18 protein-coding genes are annotated in these 18,318 nt (G+C 63.3%); 8 read left to right on the top strand and 10 right to left on the bottom strand.

What is annotated here, in order from left to right; translation table 11 throughout:
- Positions 1-98: 98 nt before the first annotated feature.
- Genes mksB through mksF form a run of 3 tightly spaced genes read left to right on the top strand, consistent with a single transcriptional unit; the run spans position 99 to position 4,901 of the window.
- Positions 99-1,376, top strand: a complete 1,278-nt coding sequence (mksB, locus tag L6D64_RS18155; protein ID WP_176506905.1) for an Mks condensin complex protein MksB — start codon at positions 99-101, stop codon at positions 1,374-1,376.
- The gene (gene mksE, locus L6D64_RS18150; protein ID WP_054887604.1) at positions 1,366-2,073 is read left to right on the top strand and encodes an Mks condensin complex protein MksE; all 708 of its coding nucleotides are present in this window, start codon (positions 1,366-1,368) and stop codon (positions 2,071-2,073) included. Before mksB ends, mksE begins: the two co-directional genes overlap by 11 nt.
- The gene (gene mksF, locus L6D64_RS18145) at positions 2,070-4,901 is read left to right on the top strand and encodes an Mks condensin complex protein MksF (protein WP_176506906.1); all 2,832 of its coding nucleotides are present in this window, start codon (positions 2,070-2,072) and stop codon (positions 4,899-4,901) included. The genes mksE and mksF overlap by 4 nt, the downstream gene beginning before the upstream one ends.
- A gap of 135 nt (positions 4,902-5,036) precedes the next feature.
- Here mksF and L6D64_RS18140 read toward each other — a convergent pair whose 3' ends face one another.
- The 5 genes from L6D64_RS18140 to rplU all read right to left on the bottom strand — a co-directional run bounded on the left by L6D64_RS18140 (position 5,037) and on the right by rplU (position 8,727).
- Entirely contained in the window at positions 5,037-5,498 is a 462-nt protein-coding gene (locus L6D64_RS18140) for a CreA family protein (RefSeq protein ID WP_176506907.1), read from the bottom strand.
- Positions 5,495-6,613 carry a glutamate 5-kinase gene (gene proB / locus L6D64_RS18135; RefSeq protein ID WP_054887601.1) on the bottom strand — a complete coding sequence of 373 codons (1,119 nt, stop codon included), beginning with the start codon at positions 6,611-6,613 and terminating at the stop codon, positions 5,495-5,497. The genes L6D64_RS18140 and proB overlap by 4 nt, the downstream gene beginning before the upstream one ends.
- 85 nt (positions 6,614-6,698) lie before the next feature.
- Positions 6,699-7,928 (bottom strand): Obg family GTPase CgtA, encoded by a 1,230-nt coding sequence (cgtA, locus tag L6D64_RS18130; protein WP_054887600.1) that lies wholly within the window; start codon positions 7,926-7,928, stop codon positions 6,699-6,701.
- Between the two features lie 188 nt (positions 7,929-8,116).
- Positions 8,117-8,374, bottom strand: a complete 258-nt coding sequence (rpmA, locus tag L6D64_RS18125; RefSeq protein ID WP_003247464.1) for a 50S ribosomal protein L27 — start codon at positions 8,372-8,374, stop codon at positions 8,117-8,119.
- A 38-nt stretch (positions 8,375-8,412) separates the two neighbouring features.
- Positions 8,413-8,727, bottom strand: coding sequence for a 50S ribosomal protein L21 (rplU, locus tag L6D64_RS18120; protein ID WP_003247466.1), 315 nt, complete (start codon positions 8,725-8,727; stop codon positions 8,413-8,415).
- 244 nt (positions 8,728-8,971) lie between these two features.
- On the opposite strand from rplU, the gene L6D64_RS18115 reads away from it, so the two are divergent.
- The 3 genes from L6D64_RS18115 (at position 8,972) to L6D64_RS18105 (ending at position 10,772) form a co-directional block, all read left to right on the top strand.
- On the top strand, positions 8,972-9,940 hold the full coding sequence (locus L6D64_RS18115) for a polyprenyl synthetase family protein (RefSeq protein WP_099815048.1): 969 nt from the start codon (positions 8,972-8,974) through the stop codon (positions 9,938-9,940).
- 163 nt (positions 9,941-10,103) lie between these two features.
- Positions 10,104-10,445 carry a zinc ribbon domain-containing protein YjdM gene (locus L6D64_RS18110; protein WP_054887598.1) on the top strand — a complete coding sequence of 114 codons (342 nt, stop codon included), beginning with the start codon at positions 10,104-10,106 and terminating at the stop codon, positions 10,443-10,445.
- A gap of 81 nt (positions 10,446-10,526) precedes the next feature.
- Positions 10,527-10,772 carry a PA4570 family protein gene (locus L6D64_RS18105; protein WP_176506908.1) on the top strand — a complete coding sequence of 82 codons (246 nt, stop codon included), beginning with the start codon at positions 10,527-10,529 and terminating at the stop codon, positions 10,770-10,772.
- A 25-nt stretch (positions 10,773-10,797) separates the two neighbouring features.
- Here the strand turns inward: L6D64_RS18105 and L6D64_RS18100 are convergent, their stop codons facing one another.
- From L6D64_RS18100 to L6D64_RS18080, 5 genes are all read right to left on the bottom strand, one after another.
- Positions 10,798-11,415 carry a BamJ family beta-barrel-assembly machinery protein gene (locus L6D64_RS18100; RefSeq protein WP_054887596.1) on the bottom strand — a complete coding sequence of 206 codons (618 nt, stop codon included), beginning with the start codon at positions 11,413-11,415 and terminating at the stop codon, positions 10,798-10,800.
- A gap of 85 nt (positions 11,416-11,500) precedes the next feature.
- Positions 11,501-11,806 (bottom strand): DUF6482 family protein, encoded by a 306-nt coding sequence (locus tag L6D64_RS18095; protein ID WP_176506909.1) that lies wholly within the window; start codon positions 11,804-11,806, stop codon positions 11,501-11,503.
- Positions 11,807-12,042: 236 nt separating this feature from the next.
- Entirely contained in the window at positions 12,043-12,531 is a 489-nt protein-coding gene (locus L6D64_RS18090; RefSeq protein ID WP_003247486.1) for a TIGR00645 family protein, read from the bottom strand.
- A 108-nt stretch (positions 12,532-12,639) separates the two neighbouring features.
- Positions 12,640-12,978, bottom strand: coding sequence for a PA4575 family protein (locus L6D64_RS18085; protein ID WP_054887213.1), 339 nt, complete (start codon positions 12,976-12,978; stop codon positions 12,640-12,642).
- A gap of 161 nt (positions 12,979-13,139) precedes the next feature.
- Positions 13,140-15,578 (bottom strand): Lon protease family protein, encoded by a 2,439-nt coding sequence (locus tag L6D64_RS18080; protein ID WP_176506910.1) that lies wholly within the window; start codon positions 15,576-15,578, stop codon positions 13,140-13,142.
- A 253-nt stretch (positions 15,579-15,831) separates the two neighbouring features.
- Between L6D64_RS18080 and L6D64_RS18075 the strand changes: the two genes are divergently transcribed.
- Together L6D64_RS18075 and L6D64_RS18070 are read left to right on the top strand one after the other, a co-directional pair.
- A complete protein-coding gene (locus L6D64_RS18075; RefSeq protein ID WP_176506911.1) occupies positions 15,832-16,320 on the top strand; it encodes a DUF3015 domain-containing protein in 489 nt (162 codons plus the stop codon).
- A 75-nt stretch (positions 16,321-16,395) separates the two neighbouring features.
- A complete protein-coding gene (locus tag L6D64_RS18070) occupies positions 16,396-18,249 on the top strand; it encodes an Lnb N-terminal periplasmic domain-containing protein (protein WP_176506912.1) in 1,854 nt (617 codons plus the stop codon).
- Positions 18,250-18,318: the final 69 nt, after the last annotated feature.

The raw sequence follows: 18,318 nt of genomic DNA, 5'->3' as shown, positions 1-18,318 counted from the left end.
CGGTCAAGGTTATCGCTCATTACAGACCAAGGGGTGAAATCCTCCCCCTCGGATGAAGTACAATCGCCCCCTTTTTACTTGGCAACGAGTAGACGCCAATGATCGAACCCAAGCGCGTCCTGCGCGCCCTAGCCGAACACTGGGCCCTGATCGAGCCGCTGTGCGAGCGTTTCGACCAGGGCACCCTGAGCCTGGTGGAGCTGCGCCAGCAACTGAGCCGCCAGCAGGTGGAAAGCACGCCGCAGGACATCACCCAGCTGCTCGACGTGTGGATCCGCCTGGACATCCTGGTGCCCGTGGCCAAAAGCCCGAACCGCTTCGAGCTCAATGCCCAGATCCACGACTTCCTTGCCTACCTGCGCCGCGAGCACCGGCTGGGCCTGTGCCTGGAGATCGAGGCCTACCTGCGTCACCTGGAGCGCCTGGCCGGGCATATCCAGGATGCCTTCGACAACCGCGACAGCGACGACCTGGCGCGCCAGCTGCGCCTGCTCGACATGCGCGTGCGCGACGTGCTGAAGAAGCTCGACAACGACGAGCAGGCGCTGGTCGCCGTGGCCGAACGGGCCAAGACCAGCAATCGCCAGATCCCGCTACGCCAGCGCTACGCCGAAGTTCTGGCGACCTGGGACGAATACGTTGAGCCGATGATCCAGCTGGTGAACGCCGACGGCGCGTTCGAGCAAGGCGTACGCAAGGTCGAAACCGTGCTGCTGAAGCTGCTCGGCGAGCAGGCGCGCCTGGGCCACCTGGTCGACGATGACATGCTGCTGCGCACCCACGCGCGCATCCTGGAAATGCAGACCAGCGCCCAGCTGACCCTGCGCCACGCCCGCGAACTGCTGCTGCCGCTGCGTGAAGAAGCACGCCGGCACAACGCTGTGACCCGCGGTGCCGCACTGGCGCTGTCGGTGATCCGGCGCAAGGGCATCGATGCCGTGCCGCAAGCCGCCATGCCACTGTTCACCCGCCCGCAGAGCACCTTCCTCGGCAGCGCCAGCCAGGTCGAGGCCTACGTCTATGCCCTGGCGCGCTTCGAGCCGAAGCCGGCCAAGTTCCCCAAGGCGCACAAGACCCAGAAAGGCCCGCTGCCGCGTGCGCCACGCACGGTCAAAGAGATGCTCGAGCGCTGCGAAGACGCCCTGCCGCTGCCAGACCTGATGGTCTGGCTGCTGGACCAGGAACCCGAAGGCGCCACCGACGAACTGCTGTACTGGTTCTCGCGCCTGTCACGGGAGAAGCGCTTCAAGCGCGAACGCCTGGAACGGCGCGAGTACACCACCCACGAACACCTGGTCAGCCTGCGCTCGTTCGCCCTGACATCCAGCCGCGAAGCGCAACCTGAAACCCACTTGAGCCCAGCCAATGCATCTTGATCTTTCCGAACTGTCCCAGCTCGCGCCGATCTTCCGCGAGCTGTTCAAGGGCTTCCACGTCAGCCGCCGCGACCCTGAAATGTACGCCCAGCTGTCGAACTTCCAGGACCAGTACCGCACCCTGTTCAAGGCCCTGGGCTTCGAGCTGGTGTGCGATACTCGCGGCTTCTACTACTTCGTCCCCGAGCAGGCCGCTGCGCAGGTCAACAAGACTGCCCAGCGCCTGTCGCTGTTCACCTTCATCATCGTCGAGCACCTGGCCGACCAGGGCCGCGACCCGATGGCCGTGCTCGACGGCGGCAGCATCGGCCGCGACGAGCTGCCCTCGCTGCTGGACAAGTACCGCGACCTGTTCCTGCAGGCCGAAGTGCAGACCGTCGACGAGCTGGAAGAAAAGATCATGCGCCGCATGACCCAGCTCGGCTTCGCCCATGAAGAAGGCGGCATCTACCGCTTCCTGCCGCCGATGCACCGCTTCCTCGACGTCTGCCTGTCAGTGCAGCAGGACCGCGACCTGGCCGCCAGCCTGCACAGCGACCTGCCCTTGCCGGTGCCGGTACTGGTCGAGGAAGAAAGCCCGGAACAACTCAACCGCACCGACGACCCGCTCGACCTCACCCCGTTCGATGGCGAGGAAAGCGAAGAGGACGCCCTGGCCCGGGCCATCCGCGAAGAGCAACAGGAGATTGACGCATGAGCCAGGAACGCTACGGCATCCGCCGCTTTGCACTGCTCAACACCGCCGGCTACAGCCTCGGGCTGTTCCCGCTGGAGCACCCGCTGTCGGTGTATGGTGCCAACAACCTGGGTAAATCGGCGTCGATCAACGCCTTGCAGTTCCCGATCCTGGCACGCATGTCCGACATGAGCTTCGGCAAGTACAGCCTGGAGCAGTCGCGTCGGTTCTACTTCGCCAGCGACACCTCGTACATCCTCTGCGAACTGAACCTGCCCCACGGCACGCATGTGATCGGCGTGGTCGGCCGCGGCCCGGGCGGCGGTTTCGGCCACCAGTTCTTTGCCTACAAGGGCGAGCTGGACCTGGCTCACTACCAGAAGAACGACACCTGCCTGCGCCAGAAGGAGCTGTTCACCAACCTCGAGCGCCTGGGCCTGAAGGCCTATGAGCTCAAGCCCGATGAACTGCGCCGGCTGCTGGTCGGCGGCCACACTTCGTGCCCGCTGGACCTGACCCTGATCCCGCTGCGCTCCACCAGCGAGCAGAGCCTGAAAACCTTCCGCGCACTGTTCATCAACCTGCTGCACATGCGCGAGATCACAGCGGCCAAGCTCAAGCAGCTGTTCCTCGACGCCTTCGAGCACAGCCTGCGCTCGGGCAGCGTCGACTATATCGCCGCCTGTGAAGAAGCCTTCCGCGACGTGCGCCGCATGGAACAGGACTACAACGCCCTGGTCGCTGCGGGCCCGCTGGTCGAGGCCCTGGCCGGCGGCGTAGCCCAGCGCGACATCCTGCGTGGCAAGCTGCACCGCCTGTCGCCACTGCTCGACAACCTGCTGGGCACCTGGCAGGAATACGCCATGGCACGCAAGGAAGAGCTGGTGATCCAGGCCGAGCACTACCGTGGCGAACAGGATCGCCTGCAAAACGACCAGCGTGGCGGCACCCAGGAGCTGATGCGCCTGGAGCGTGAAATCACCGGCATCCAGCGCTGGCTCGGCGAGCTGTCGGTGCTCAAGCACCGCTTCGCCCTGGTCGATGACGTCAAGGTGCTGGAACAGGGCCTGTTGGCCGCCAAGGACGCCCACGACGAACTGGCCGGCGCCCTGGCGCAGTCGCGCCAATTCAGCGCCGAAGACCTCGACGAGCGCGTGCGCGACCTGGAAAAACGCCTCAAGCAGGTCAAGCAGCAGCTCGACCACGCCGACAACAACAGCTACGCCCGCCTGCGCGAAGAATTCTCGCAGCAGGATGTCGACCGCCTGATGCGCCTGTTCAACGGCGCGCTGTTCAGCCTGCCGCTGGGCGAGCGCGGCATCGAGCTGGACGACAGCGAGCTGTGGGTGAAGTCCCTGGAAGCCGTGCTCGACAGCTTCAAGGGCGAGCGCTTCGAGGCCCCTGGCCTGTCCATCGACCTCTCCAACATCGACCCGCCTGCCTTGCAGGCCCTGGCCGACCGCGCCGCCCTGCGCGACCAGAAGGAGCGCCTGGAAAAGGAGCTCAAGCAGCTCAAGACCCAGCAGCAGGTCGCCGCCGACCGCACGGCCTCCAAGGCGCAGACAGAAGCCCTGTACCAGGAAGTGCTGGACGCCCAGAAGGCCCTGGAAGACTACCGCCGCAGCGAAACCCTGAGTGCCGAAGAGCCCGAGAAGCTGGAGCAACTGGCGCAGCTGGAAGCCGCCCAGGACGAGCTCAAGCGCTCCAGCGACGCCTTCACCGAGCGCGTCCAGCAGCTGTCGGCCAAGCTGCAGCTGGTCGGCCGCCAGATCGGCGACCTGGAATCCAAGCAGCGCACCCTGGAAGACGCCTTGCGCCGCCGTCAGCTGCTGCCGGCCGACTTGCCTTACGGCACGCCGTTCATGGAAGAAGTCGACGACTCCATGGACAACCTGCTGCCGATGCTCAACGACTATCAGGACAGCTGGCAGGCCCTGCAACGCGTCGACAACCAGATCGAGGCGCTGTACGCCCAGGTACGCCTCAAGGGCGTGGCCAAGTTCGACAGCGAAGACGACATGGAGCGCCGCCTGCAGCTGCTGGTGAACGCCTACGCGCACCGCACCGACGAAGCCCTGACCCTGGCCAAGGCGCGCCGCGCCGCGGTCACCGACATCGCCCGGACCCTGCGCAACATCCGCAGCGACTACGACAGCCTCGAGCACCAGCTGGCCCTGTTCAACCGCGAGATCAACAAACGCCAGGTTTCCAACCTGGAAAGCTTCCGCGTCGTGCTGGCGCCGAACAAGGAAGCGCTCAAGCACATCGACCAGATCATCCACAGCGCCGGCCAGTACGAGGAAGGCGAGACCCTGTCGGTGTTCGACCTGACCCAGAGCGCCGAGCAGGACAACAAGAACGAAGAGGCCAAGGAGTACCTGGCGCGGCTGGTGGCTGCAAACCACAACCAGCTGGGCCTGAAGGACCTGTTCGAGCTGGCGTTCGAGATCACCAAGGTCAACGGCCAACCGATCATCCACGCCGACATCGACGGCGCGGCGTCCAACGGCACCACCATGACCATCAAGGCGCTGACCAACATGTACCTGTTGCTGCACCTGATGGACCGTGACCTGGCTGGGCGTATTCGCCTGCCGTACTACCTCGACGAAGCGGCGGACATCGACGAACGCAACCAGGCGGCACTGCTGGAGACCAGCCTGCAACTGGGCTTCGTGCCGATTCTGGCCAGCGTGAAGCCGCAGGTGTCGGCGCGCGTGGCGATCGACCTGGAAGGTGGCAGCGGGCCGAATGGCATCTACATCGACGAGGCCGACTGGAAGTACATCAGCCGGCTGGATGAGGTGAAGGCGATTGTGCGTGAGGATCAGGCCGAGGAGTTGGCCTGAGGAACCTTGGGGCCGCTTTGCGGCCCTTTCGCGACGCAAGGCCGCTCCCACATTGGCCGGTGTACGCAGGCCCTTGTGGGAGCGGCCTTGTGTCGCGAAAGGAGGCCAAAGGCCTCCCGGCGATCTACCAGGCTATCAATGCGCCCAAGGCAGGATCGGGATCGCCGTCACCGCATTCTGCGGGCTGCCTTCGATCATGCGGTCGCTGTACACCAGATAAACCAGCGTATTGCGCTTCTTGTCGAGGAAGCGCACCACCTGCATGGTCTTGAATACCAGCGAGGTGCGTTCCTTGAACACCTCCTCGCCGTCCTTCAATTCACCCTTGAAGCTGATCGGCCCGACCTGACGGCAGGCAATCGAAGCCTCCGCCCGATCCTCCGCCAACCCCAACCCACCCTTCACGCCGCCGGTCTTGGCCCGCGACAGGTAGCAGGTCACCCCGTCGACCTTGGGATCATCGAACGCCTCGACCACGATGCGATCATTCGGCCCAAGGAACTTGAACACAGTGGACACCTGGCCGATCTCCTCGGCCCCGGCCAGCAGCGGCAGGGCAAGGACCGCCATCGCCATTACCCGCTTGAGCAGCTTCATACCAGCACCAGGTTGTCGCGGTGCACTAGCTCCGGCTCGGCGATGTAGCCCAGCAAGGCCTCGATCTGATCGGACGGCTGGCCGATGATCTTCTGCGCTTCCAGTGCGCTGTAGTTGGCCAGGCCACGGGCCACTTCGACGCCATCCGGGCCGACGCAGACCACCATCTCGCCACGGCGGAAACTGCCCTGCACCGTCTTCACGCCGACCGGCAGCAGGCTCTTGTTCGCCTCGCGCAGCGCCTGCACGGCACCTGCGTCGAGCACCAGGGTGCCGCGGGTCTGCAGGTGGCCAGCCAGCCACTGCTTGCGTGCCGCCAGCATGCCGCGCTCGGGCGACAGCAGCGTACCCAGGCGCTCACCGGCCTTCAGGCGATCCAGCACGCGCTCGATGCGGCCACCGATGATGATCGTGTGGGCGCCGGAACGGGCTGCCAGGCGCGCGGCGCGCAGCTTGGTCTGCATGCCGCCCCGGCCCAGCGCCCCACCGGTACCACCGGCCACGGCGTCGAGCGACGGGTCGTCGGCACGGGCTTCGTAGATCAGCTGGGCTTCGGGGTTGTTGCGCGGGTCGGCGTCGAACATGCCGTCGCGGTCGGTGAGGATCACCAGCAGGTCGGCTTCCACCAGGTTGGCCACCAGCGCGGCCAAGGTGTCGTTATCGCCAAAGCGGATCTCGTCGGTGACCACGGTGTCGTTTTCGTTGATCACCGGCACCACGCCCAGGTCAACCAGGGTACGCAGGGTGCTGCGGGCGTTCAGGTAACGCTTGCGGTCGGACAGGTCGTCGTGGGTCAGGAGGATCTGCGCGGTGTGTTTGCCGTGCTCGCCGAAGCTCGTTTCCCAGGCCTGCACCAGGCGCATCTGGCCGATCGAGGCAGCGGCCTGCAACTCGTTCATCGCACTCGGTCGCGAAGTCCAGCCCAGCTGGCTCATGCCGGCAGCCACGGCCCCGGAGGAGACCAGTACCAACTCCACGCCTGCTTCACGCAGCGCGACCATCTGCTCGACCCATACGGCCATGGCGCCGCGGTCGAGCCCCTTGCCATCAGCGGTCAGCAGGGCACTGCCAATCTTCACGACCCAGCGCTTGGCGCCCGTCACCTTGCTTCGCATCTTCTTCCAACCTATGTCGAATCTATAGATACCGTGGATACAAAAACGCCGCTCCCGAGAGCGGCGTTTAGTGTACTGCAACCGATCAGTCGCGCACGTAAATGATTTCCGGGCCGTCTTCGTCGTCCTCGAAATCATCGTCCCAGGCATCGTCGTCGTCGCCGATGTCGTGCACGCTCTTGACGCCGGTACGACGCAGGGTACGGGCGTCGTCCAGGGCCTGCAGCTGGGCGCGGGCTTCGTCTTCGATACGCTGGTCCAGTTCGGCCAGTTCCTCGGCGTAAGCCGGGTCGTTGGCCAGGCGGTCGGCGCGGTCTTCGATGTAGCGCATCAGGTCGTGGCTGAGCTGCTCGGTACCCTGCTTGGAGATTGCCGAGATCACGTAGACCGGGCCCTCCCACTGCAGGCGCTCGATCACTTCCTTGACCCGCTCTTCGCGCTCGTCTTCCATCAGCATGTCGGACTTGTTCAGTACCAGCCAGCGCTCGCGGTCGGTCAGCGACGGGCTGAAGCGGGTCAGCTCGTTGATGATGACTTCAGCGGCATCGGCCGGGCTGCTGCCGTCGAGCGGCGCCAGGTCGACCAGGTGCAGCAGCACGCGGGTACGGGCCAGGTGCTTGAGGAAGCGGATACCCAGGCCGGCACCGTCGGAGGCGCCTTCGATCAGGCCGGGGATGTCGGCGATGACGAAGCTCTTCCAGCGGTCGACGCTGACCACGCCCAGGTTCGGTACCAGGGTCGTGAACGGGTAGTCGGCGACCTTCGGCTTGGCGGCCGAAACCGAGCGGATGAAGGTGCTCTTGCCCGCGTTCGGCAGGCCGAGCAGGCCGACGTCGGCCAGGACCTTCAACTCCATCTTCAGGTCGCGCTGTTCACCTGGCTTGCCCGGTGTGGTCTGGCGCGGCGCACGGTTGGTACTGGACTTGAAGCGGGTGTTACCCAGGCCGTGCCAGCCGCCCTGGGCGACCATCAGCTTCTGGCCTGGCGTGACCAGGTCACCGATCACTTCCTGGGTCGAGGCATCGATCACGGTGGTGCCGACCGGCACACGCAGGAACAGGTCCTCGCCCTTCTTGCCGGTGCAATCGGTGCTGCCGCCATTGGAACCGCGCTGGGCTTCGTGGTGACGGGTGTAGCGGTAGTCGACCAGGGTGTTGAGGTTTTCGTCGGCAACCATGTACACCGAGCCACCGTCACCACCGTCGCCGCCGTTGGGGCCGCCGTTCTCGATGAACTTCTCGCGGCGGAAGCTCATGCAACCGTTACCGCCGTCACCGGCCTTGACCCGGATGGATACTTCGTCAACAAACTTCATTCAAAACCGCCTCTCGCCTGCGGGCGAGTTGAATACTGAAAAACCTGAGGCTCTTGCAAAAATGAGCGCGGCGGCCCCGTACGACCGTAGAAACCCACGCCGGCAGCCCATACAAACAGCTTTGCAAGAGGCTCACCACAAACGAAAAAGCCCCGTCGCGTGACGGGGCTTCTGGAGCGACGTCGCGATTAAGCGGCGACGATGCTCACGTAACGGCGCATGAACTCGCCTTTCTTCTCGAACTTGATCACGCCTTCGATCTTGGCGAACAAGGTGTGGTCCTTGCCCATGCCAACGCCGTAGCCAGCGTGGAATTCGGTGCCGCGCTGACGGACGATGATGTTGCCTGGCTTGATAACCTGGCCGCCATACATCTTCACGCCAAGGCGTTTCGATTCTGAGTCGCGACCGTTACGAGTACTACCACCAGCCTTCTTGTGAGCCATGGTTCAATTCTCCAAATAAATTCAGGGGACCGAGGCGATTAAGCCTGGATACCGGTGATTTTGATCTCGGTGAACCACTGGCGGTGGCCCATACGCTTCATGTGGTGCTTACGACGACGGAACTTGATGATGCGAACCTTGTCGTGACGGCCTTGCGAAACGACTTCGGCAACCACTTTAGCGCCGGCGACGACTGGTGCGCCGATGGTGACTTCTTCACCGTTGGCAACCAGCAGGACGCGGTCGAAAGTCACGGATTCGCCAGTGGCGACTTCCAGCTTTTCGATCTTGAGGAATTCACCTTCAGCGACTTTGTACTGCTTGCCGCCGGTAACGATTACTGCGTAAGACATGGTATTTCTCCGATAATCCTGCTCACCCAGCGCTTTATATGATGAGTATTGGCTGGCATGGCTGCATGGGGCTGGAACGGCCCTGTGCAATTGCGTAAGGCAGGTGCTGCCCAGGAAGTTAGGGTGCGCGATTGTACGCAACCCCGGTTTTGCTTGCAAGTCCCGCCCCCGGCCAGCGGGCACCGCGCCTTGACACACCGGGACCCGCGACCTAGCATGCCGCGCAACCTCACTGGAGCAGCCGATGCAACCCCAAACCTTCTACCGCGCGGTAGCTGAAGATTTCAGCGCCGTCGACGAGATCATCAAGAAGCAGCTGACCTCGCGCGTGCCGCTGGTATCGAAGATCGGCGACTATATCACGTCGGCCGGTGGCAAGCGCCTGCGTCCACTGCTGGTCCTGCTGTGCGGCAAGGCCCTGGGCCGTGAAGGCGCCGACCTGCGCCTGCTGGCCGCGACCATCGAGTTCCTGCACACCGCCACCTTGCTGCACGACGATGTGGTCGACATGTCCGGCATGCGCCGTGGCCGCTCCACCGCCAACGCCCTGTGGGGCAACGCGCCGAGCGTCCTGGTGGGCGATTTCCTCTATTCGCGTTCGTTCGAGATGATGGTCGAACTGGGCTCGATGCCGGTCATGCAGATCCTCTCCAAGGCCACCCGGGTAATCGCCGAGGGCGAAGTGCTGCAGTTGTCGCGGGTACGCGATGCCAGCACTACCGAAGAGGTCTACATGGACGTCATCCGCGGCAAGACCGCCATGCTGTTCGAAGCCTCGACCCACAGCGCCGCCGCACTGGCCGAAGCTAGCGAAGCGCAGCGCGAAGCCCTGCGCACCTTTGGTGACCACCTGGGCGTGGCCTTCCAGCTGGTCGACGACCTGCTCGACTACGAAGGCGATGCCGAAGCCCTGGGCAAGAACGTCGGCGACGACCTGGCCGAAGGCAAGCCGACCCTGCCCCTGATCTACACCATGCGCGAAGGGACGCCGGAGCAGGCGGCACTGGTGCGCAAGGCGATCCAGAAGGGCGGCCTGGAAGATCTGGAGCAGATTCGCGAGGCCGTCAACGCCTCTGGCGCACTGAAGTACACCGCCGAACTGGCACGAGACTACGTCAAGCGTGCCATCGAGTGCCTGGAAGTGCTGCCAGCCAGCGAATACCGGGATGCGCTGGTTGAACTGAGCGAGTTTGCCGTCGCGCGTACCCACTGACAGACCGAGCCGCCTTCATTCGCGGGTAAACCCGCTTCCACAGATTGTGCAAACGCTGTGGGGGCGGGTTTACCCGCGATGCATTTGTCCGGACAAAAATACTTCTCCCGCTAGACCTTATACAATATGGGCCTTTAACCGTCTGTCTGTTTAAGGAACCGAAGTGAGCACCCTGCCTCCCTGCCCCAAATGCAACTCCGAATACACCTACGAGGATGGCAGCCAGCTGATCTGCCCTGAGTGCGCCCACGAGTGGTCGGCCAGCGGCGAAGCCGAGGCGGCCAGCGATGACGTAGTGAAGAAGGATTCGGTCGGCAACGTCCTGCAGGACGGCGATACCGTTACCGTGATCAAGGACCTCAAGGTCAAGGGCTCGTCCCTGGTGGTCAAGGTCGGCACCAAGGTGAAGAACATCCGCCTGTGCGATGGCGACCACGACATCGACTGCAAGATCGATGGCATCGGTGCAATGAAGCTCAAGTCGGAATTCGTGCGCAAGGTCTGATTACAAAATCTGCCAATTGGCGCTTGCTATTCTGATAATAAGAATTATTCTCATTGGAGCTGCTTTCCAAGGAGAATCGCCATGACTTATCTGATCGACGCCTGGCTGGACCGCCCCCACCCCTATCTGCGCATCCTCCATCGGGAAACCGGTGAGGTGTGCGCAGTGCTCGAAGAAGAAGCACTGGACGAACTGCGCGAGCAGGGAGACCTGGATCTGTGCGGGCTGAATTCGAGTGAGCCGGTGGTGCTCAAGGAGTTGGTGCGCAACCTGTTTCTGTTCTGCTATGCACGGGCCTTGCGCCCCGGGGGAACGGACTGGAGTTGAGGCCGGCAGCGCCGGCCTCACGGCATTACAGAACGTCGAGCAGTTCGACGTCGAACACCAGTACGCTGTGCGGCGGGATGCTGCCAACGCCTTGCGCGCCGTAGGCCAGCTCGCTCGGCACGTACAGGCGCCATTTGCTGCCCGCGTTCATCAGCTGCAGGGCTTCGGTCCAGCCAGCGATCACGCCGCCAACCGGGAATTCGGCCGGCTGGCCACGATCGTAGGAGCTGTCGAACACAGTGCCGTCGATCAGGGTGCCGTGGTAATGGGTGCGGACGTTGCTTTCGCGGGTCGGCTTGGCGCCTTCACCTGCGGTCAGCACTTCGAACTGCAGGCCCGAAGCCAGGGTGGTGATGCCGTCACGCTTGGCGTTTTCGACCAGGAAAGCCTTGCCAGCGGCTGCGGCGGCTTCAGCCTTGGCGGCAGCTTCGGCTTGCATCAGCTCACGGATGACCTTGAAGCTGGCCGACAGGTCGGCTTCGTTGACACGGCTTTCGGCGCCGTTGAACGCATCGGTCAGGCCGGCCAGGATGGCTTCCAGGCTCACGCCTGGCGGCGGGTTGTCGCGCAGCTGGCCGCCCAGTTGACGGCCGATGCCGTAGCTGACGCGCGTTTCGTCGGTGGACAGGTTGAGTTCGGACATGGTCATGCTCCACTGCAGGGCGCAGTGCAGCCGCGCCCTTGATGAAAAGGGCGAGCAGCCTAGCACACTGGGCAGCCGCGAGCAGCTACCAGGCCGAACGCTGGGAAATCGGCACCTTCAAATCTTCTTCGGGGTGCGTGCCCATGCCGCACATCTCATCCTGCACCGACCAATGCACAAGGTTCATCGATACCATCGGAATGGTCTGCAACAACTTGCGCGCATCCTCCACCGAGTGCACGCGCAAGCGCTCACCGCGGGTATCGGACAGGGGATGGGGATGGCCTTTGATCCGCGCTTCGATCAGGTAGTCGCCGCCCTCGATGGCAATGAGGTTCAGTTCGTCGACATGGCCGGCCCTGGCCTCGGTGTTGAGCTGATGCAGGTTCATGAGAGCACCTCGCTATGGGAACCACGCATGAGTGCTCATTTTTTGTACGAATCCAATGATTGCACAAGGCATTACTGACGCCGCTCGTCAGTTGGCCTAGATCCCTGTGGGAGCGGCCTTGTGTCGCGAAAGGACCGCAAAGCGGCCCCAGCAATACGACTTAAATGCATAAGTCCTGGGGCTGCTGCGCAGCCCTTTCGCGACACAAGGCCGCTCCCACACTGACCGCGCCAGCCTCAATGCTTGGTCAGCTTGTCCAGGTAGCCCATGCAGAACGCCGAGACCACGAAGGTCATGTGGATGATCACGTACCACATCAGGTAGTCGGTGGAGATGTTCTGCGCATCCATGAATACCCGCAGCAGGTGGATCGAAGAAATCGCCACGATCGAGGCGGCTACTTTCATCTTCAGCGACGAAGAGTCCATCTTGCCCAACCAGTTGAGCTTTTCTTTGCTCTCGTCGATGTCCAGCTGCGACACGAAGTTCTCGTAGCCGGAAATCATCACCATCACCAACAGGCCGCCAACCAGCGACATGTCGATCAGCGACAGGATGACCAGAATCAGGTCGGCTTCACTGAGGGCAAAGACGTTGGGCAGGACGTGGACAACTTCCTGGAAGAACTTCAGCGCCAAGGCCAGCAGGCCGAGGGACAGCCCGAAGTAGATGGGAGCGAGCAGCCAGCGCGAGGCATACATCGCGTTTTCGAGAATACGTTCCATGGAGAATTTGGGACTCGTCAGGTGACTGGAAATTCGGCCGCGAGTATAGCCAGCCACCTGTGACAGCAAAAGCCTGCGGCCAGATGCCGCACCGCTGGCAATGAATGCTCAGGTTTCAGGATGAAACTGGTAGTCCCCCAGATTGCGGCAGCGTTCGCCGTTGATCCGGCGCAGCTGGGCCTGCAGGTGCAGGCACCAGATCTGTGGATCGTCGGCCACCTGATAGCCATGCAGGGTCAAGCTGTCGACGATGGCGCTGAGCACGGACTCGGCCACTACCGGCCCATGGAACGGCCCCTGGGCCTTGATTGCCGAGGGTTGTTCACCGGCCATGCCGGCGGCGAACAGCAGCGTCCACATGCCGTTGTCACCGGCCAGTGGGCGGATGCTGCATTCAATGCGGGTCACCAGGCCCAGGCACTGGCGAGTAAGGCTGAGGTTGCGCATGGCCGCGTCCCCTCCAATGAGCCCTGTTCAGCCTGAAAACCAGGCTGTTTCCATCCTGAACCCTGATACCGTCCTTAAGTTCCAGCATAGAAGAACGGCACAGAAAGATGGAAAACCGGCGCTGAACGGTAGCACTTGGCCGCCAGCGCCGATTTATTGACTCAGGCCGGCTTGGCTTGGGCAATCACCTCTTCCAGCCGTTCCTTTTCTGCCTTCTCGATTTCTTCCTCGCCGATCATCTCGGCGATCTCGCGCAAGCGTTCGACCACCCGGGCGTTGACGCTGCCTTCGGTAAAGACGCCTTGATCGTTGAGTTCGCCAGCTTCTTCGCCCACCAGCAGGCTCAATGCTTCATCGGCCTGGCTGACGGCATAGACGTGGAACATGCCGTTCTCCACCGCCTGCAACACGCGCTCGTCGAGCATCAGTGTGGCAACGTTGGCGCGCGGAATGATCACCCCCTGCTCGCCCGTCAGGCCACGTGCCTCGCAGAGGCGGAAGAAGCCTTCGATCTTCTCGTTGACCCCACCCACCGCCTGCACTTCACCGAACTGGTTGATCGAACCGGTGATGGCGAAGCACTGCTTGAGCGGCGTGCGCGACAACGCCGAGATCAGCGTGCAAGCCTCACCCAGCGAGGCGCTGTCGCCATCGACATAGCCGTAGGACTGCTCCAGGGCGATGCTGGCGGAAATCGCCAGGGGGAATTCCTGGGCATAGCGGCTGCCCAGGTAGCCCGTAAGGATCATCACGCCCTTGGAGTGGATCGGCTGGCCGAGGTTGACCTCACGTTCGATGTCGACGATGCCGCTGCCGCCCGGGTAGACGGTGGCGGAAATGCGTGCCGGCATGCCGAACGCCGAATCGCCGACTTCGAGCACGGTCAGGCCGTTGCACTTGCCGATCGCCGCGCCTTCCGTGTCGATCAGGATGATGCCCGCGAGCATGTCGTCGAGCACCCGCTGCGAGACACGCCCGGTGCGGGTGGCCTTGGCCTTGAGCGCCCGCTCGATGTGCCCGGCGTCGGTCATTTCGTCACTGGCCAGCTGACGGATGAAGTCCGCCTCGCTGACCAGCTGGAACAGGTCGCCAATGCGTGCCGACAGGCGCGACTGGTTTTCCGCCAGGCGCGCGCTGTAAGTAGCCAGGCGCGCCACCGCATCGCTGGTCAGCGGTGCCATGCCTTCTTCGTTGGTGCGGGTGCGCAGCAGCTGGGCGAACTGCTCGAGGTTCTCGTCGACCATCGGCATGTCTTCGTCGAAGTCGACCAGCACACGGAACATCTCCTGGAAGTCCGGGTCGTGGTCCTGCAGCGCGTAGTACAGCTGGCGCGAACCGATGATCACCAGCTTGATGTTCAGCGGAATCATCTGCGGCGTCAGGCTGACCGTGGCTACACGGCCCAGCTCGCCCAGCGGCGACTCCATCTTCAGCTTGCGCGACTGCAGGGCGCGCTTGAGGGCGTCCCAGACGAACGGCTCGCCCAGCATCTTCTCCGCTTCGAGAATCAGGAAGCCGCCGTTGGCGCGGTGCAGCGCACCAGGGCGCAGCTGCCGGTAAGAGGTATACAGCGCCCCTTGATCGGTGCTGTATTCGATGCGCCCGAACAGGTTGTCGTAGGTCGGGTGCGGCTCGAATACCACCGGTGCACCACCGTCAGCGTGGTGGCCGACCACCAGGCTTGGCGCGTACTGTTCTTCAAGCAGCTTGCGCGCAGCAGCGTCGGTCTTGCTGTCTTCAACCAGCTGCTCGACCACGGTACGCAGCAGGTTCAGCTGCACGGACTGCAGGTAAGCGCAGACCGCCGCGTTCTCCGCGTACTTTTCCGACAGCGGCGCCAGCAGCGGCTGCAGGGCCAAGGTGATGGTTTCTTCGTTGAGCTGACGCAGCTGGTTGTTCGACTCGCGCTTCCATTGTGGCAGGCTGGCCAGCTCCTCGTTGAGGCGCTCCTCGAGCAGGGCGATGTCCTCGTGGAATCGCTCGCGAACCTCCTCGGGCAGCTGGGCGAATTCGGCTTCGTCCAGCGCCTTGCCGTCGGCCATCGGGGTGAAGGCCACGTTGCTGGCATCGCGGTACAGGGCCACGTCCTTTTCCAGCGAGGCGCGCTCGATCACATCCAGTGCACGGTCATAACGCTGGTTGAAGGCGCGGTCGATGGCGCCCTTCTTTTGCTGGTACGACGGGTGCTCGAACACCGCCGGGAAGGTCGCCAGCAAGTTGTCGATCAAGCCGCCCATGTCGTTGATGAACTCGGCCGCGCTGCCGGAAGGCAGCTCCAGGGCTCGTGGTTCGCGGGTGTCATCGAAATGGTTGACGTAGAGCCAGTCGGACGGGGTCTGCTGACGCTTGCCCTCGGCCTTGAGGTAGCGTTTGACGAACGAGAAGCGGCCGGTGCCCGGCTCGCCCATCACATAGACGTTGTAACCCGGGCGCGGCATGGCCACGCCAAACTGCAGGGCCTCGACAGCACGCTCCTGGCCCAGGACGCCGCGAAACGGCTCCAGATCGTCGGTATTGGTAAAGGCAAACTGCTCGGGGGAGAAACGCCGGGTCAGGGCTTCAGGCGCGAGACGCAGGCGCGCAGCGACAGGATCGGGCATTGGGTTTCCTTACTTCGGCGGGGCAGATACGCAGCATTCTGGCGCTGCCCGCGCGCGCCTTGCAAGGTTCCTCGGGACTTTATGTCGCAGCGTTGATGATGTCATCTGCGAGCAAATTTTTCGCAATCAACAACGCAACCTTTAGATCATGCCTAAACTCCAAGCTGCGCGGGTGGGTGAAATGCTTTCCCGACCTGGCAACCGAGTTGCCAGAAACCCTGACCCTTGGTTAAGACAAATAGAGAACAATGCTATGAAACGGATTCTTCTGGGTACTCTGTTCACCGTGGTTTCGCTCAACGCGCTTGCCGAAGCGCCGGGTGGCCCGAACTGCGGCTGGGGCAACATGCTGTTCGAAGGCCAGCGCGGCACGCCGGCCCACTTCCTGGCTTCCACCACCAACGGTACCTCCGGCAACGCCACCTTCGGCATGACCTCCGGCACCAACGGCTGCTCGACCAAGGCTTCGCTGACCTATGGCGGCAAGTCCTGGTTCGCCATGAATGGCATGATGAACGAGCTGTCCGAAGACATGGCCATGGGCAAGGGCGAAGCCCTGACCACCTATGCCGTGGTCCTGGGCGTCGCTCCGGAAGATCGTGGCTACTTCGCCTCGGTCACCCACCAGCACTTCAATCAGATCTTCAGCAGCGCCGACGTGACTGCCGAGACTGTCCACAGCAATACCCTGGCCGTTCTGAAGAACGACCCACGCCTGGCCAAATACGCCACCGAGGCCTGAGTGCAGCTACCCCCGCCCCGGCCTCCGGGGCGGGTTTCGCCTTTCTTCGGCATCGTTAAGAAGTAGTTGCCCGACATGCTCAAACGCCTCGCATCCCTGGCGCTGTGTGCCTGCGCCCCCGTACATGCCATGCCCGTGCTGGACTCAGGCCGTATCCAGCAACTGGCCAACACCCCTTACTGGATTGCCCTGGGCCACTATGAAACCGCCAAGCTCGGCGGCTGGCGCAGCTATGTGGACGATGATGCCTTTTTCCTCGCCGAGGACGGCGCGCACCACCCGGACCAGGAGCTCAAGGCCACGGTCGCAGCGCTGTACGCCCCCGCCAGCCTGGGCGACAAGCACGCCCAATGCGTATTCCCCGCGCGCACCCGCTGGCTGCGTGAACAGCTGGACCTCGAAGACCTGCCGCAACCGGACTGCCAGGAGTTCAAGACCTGGTACCAGTCGATCGATCCGCACAGCGCGGCGCTGATTTTCCCGGCGGCCTACCTCAACAGCCCGTCGTCGATGTTCGGCCACACCCTGCTGCGCATCGACCAGTCCAACACCCGCAGCGACGACACCACGCTGCTGAGCTACGCAATCAACTTCGGCGCCTACATCGAAGGCAGCGACAACAGCATCCTGTATGCCTGGAAGGGCCTGATGGGCGGCTACCCAGGCCTGTTCGCGCTGATGCCCTACCAGGAAAAGCTCTCCGAATACCGCAGCCTGGAGAACCGCGACCTGTGGGAATACCAGCTGGACCTGACGCCCGAAGAAACCGGGCGCATGGTCGAGCACGTCTGGGAGCTGAAGCAGATCCAGTTCGACTACTTCTTCTTCGACGAAAACTGCTCCTACCGCCTGCTGGAGCTGCTGCAGGTGGGCCGGCCAAGCCTGGACCTGACCTCGCAATTCCCGCTCACCGCCATCCCGACGGACACGGTGAAAGCGGTGAAGCAATCGGGCCTGGTCGCCAGCGAAACCTACCGCCCGTCACGCGAACGCGAACTGCTGGCCCGGGCCGAGCCGCTGGACCATGACGAGAAGCGCCAGGTGCTGGCCGTCAGCGCCGATACCGCGCAGTTGCAAAGCCCTGAATTCAAAGCCCTGCCCCGCGAGCGCCAGGCACTGGTGCAGGATGCTGCCTACCGCCTGGAGCGCTACCGGGCCAACGGCCAGGCGCGAGACCCTGGGCAGGCCAAGCGCAGCTTCGAGCTGCTGCGGGCAATCAACAGCAACCCGCCGCCACCGTTGCAGATCGAGCGCCCTGGCCTGCCAGAAGACGGCCATGACTCGCGGACCTGGCAGCTGGGCGTTGGTACCCGAGAGGACCGCGCCTACGCCGAATACGGCCTGCGCATGGCCTACCACGACCTCAACGACAACGCCTACGGCTTCCCGCTGGGGGCGCAGATCGAGATTCTGCAACTGAAAGTACGCCAGTACGAAGGCAACGACTGGCAGGTACAGCGCCTGGACCTGGCCACCATCCGCTCGCTGACACCACGCAACGAGCTGCTCAAGCCTTGGTCCTGGCAAGTCGCTGGCGGCCTGGAACGGGTGCCGGGCAAGCATGACGACGAGGTGCTGGTGAGCCATGTGAACGGCGGCGCCGGGGGTACCTGGCAGCTGGCCGATGGCTTGCTGGGCTTCGCCCTGGGCACGTTGCGAATCGAGCACCACAACGACTTCGCCCAGTTCGTCGCCCCGGCGACGGGGTTCAATGGCGGGCTGCTGTGGCGCAACGGGCTGGGCAACATGACGCTGGAAGCCAAGGGCGATTTCTTCGCCAATGGCGAGGTGCGCCGCAGTGTGAGCCTGAACCAGCAGTGGGAGATCAGCCAGAACCTGGGGCTGAGGTTGAGTGCTTCGCGGGCGTTCAGCCACCTGGCGACGGCGCAGAACGAAGTGATGCTGGAGCTGAAGTGGTACCACTACTGAACGTGAACCAACCGACTCTTTGACACTGTTTTGACACCTCCCCGACAAATCGCCACCTAGACTTTGCGG

This window comes from Pseudomonas urethralis, from assembly GCF_021602465.1.
Lineage (GTDB): Bacteria > Pseudomonadota > Gammaproteobacteria > Pseudomonadales > Pseudomonadaceae > Aquipseudomonas > Aquipseudomonas vlassakiae.
This window is presented reverse-complemented; position numbering and strand designations above follow the sequence as displayed.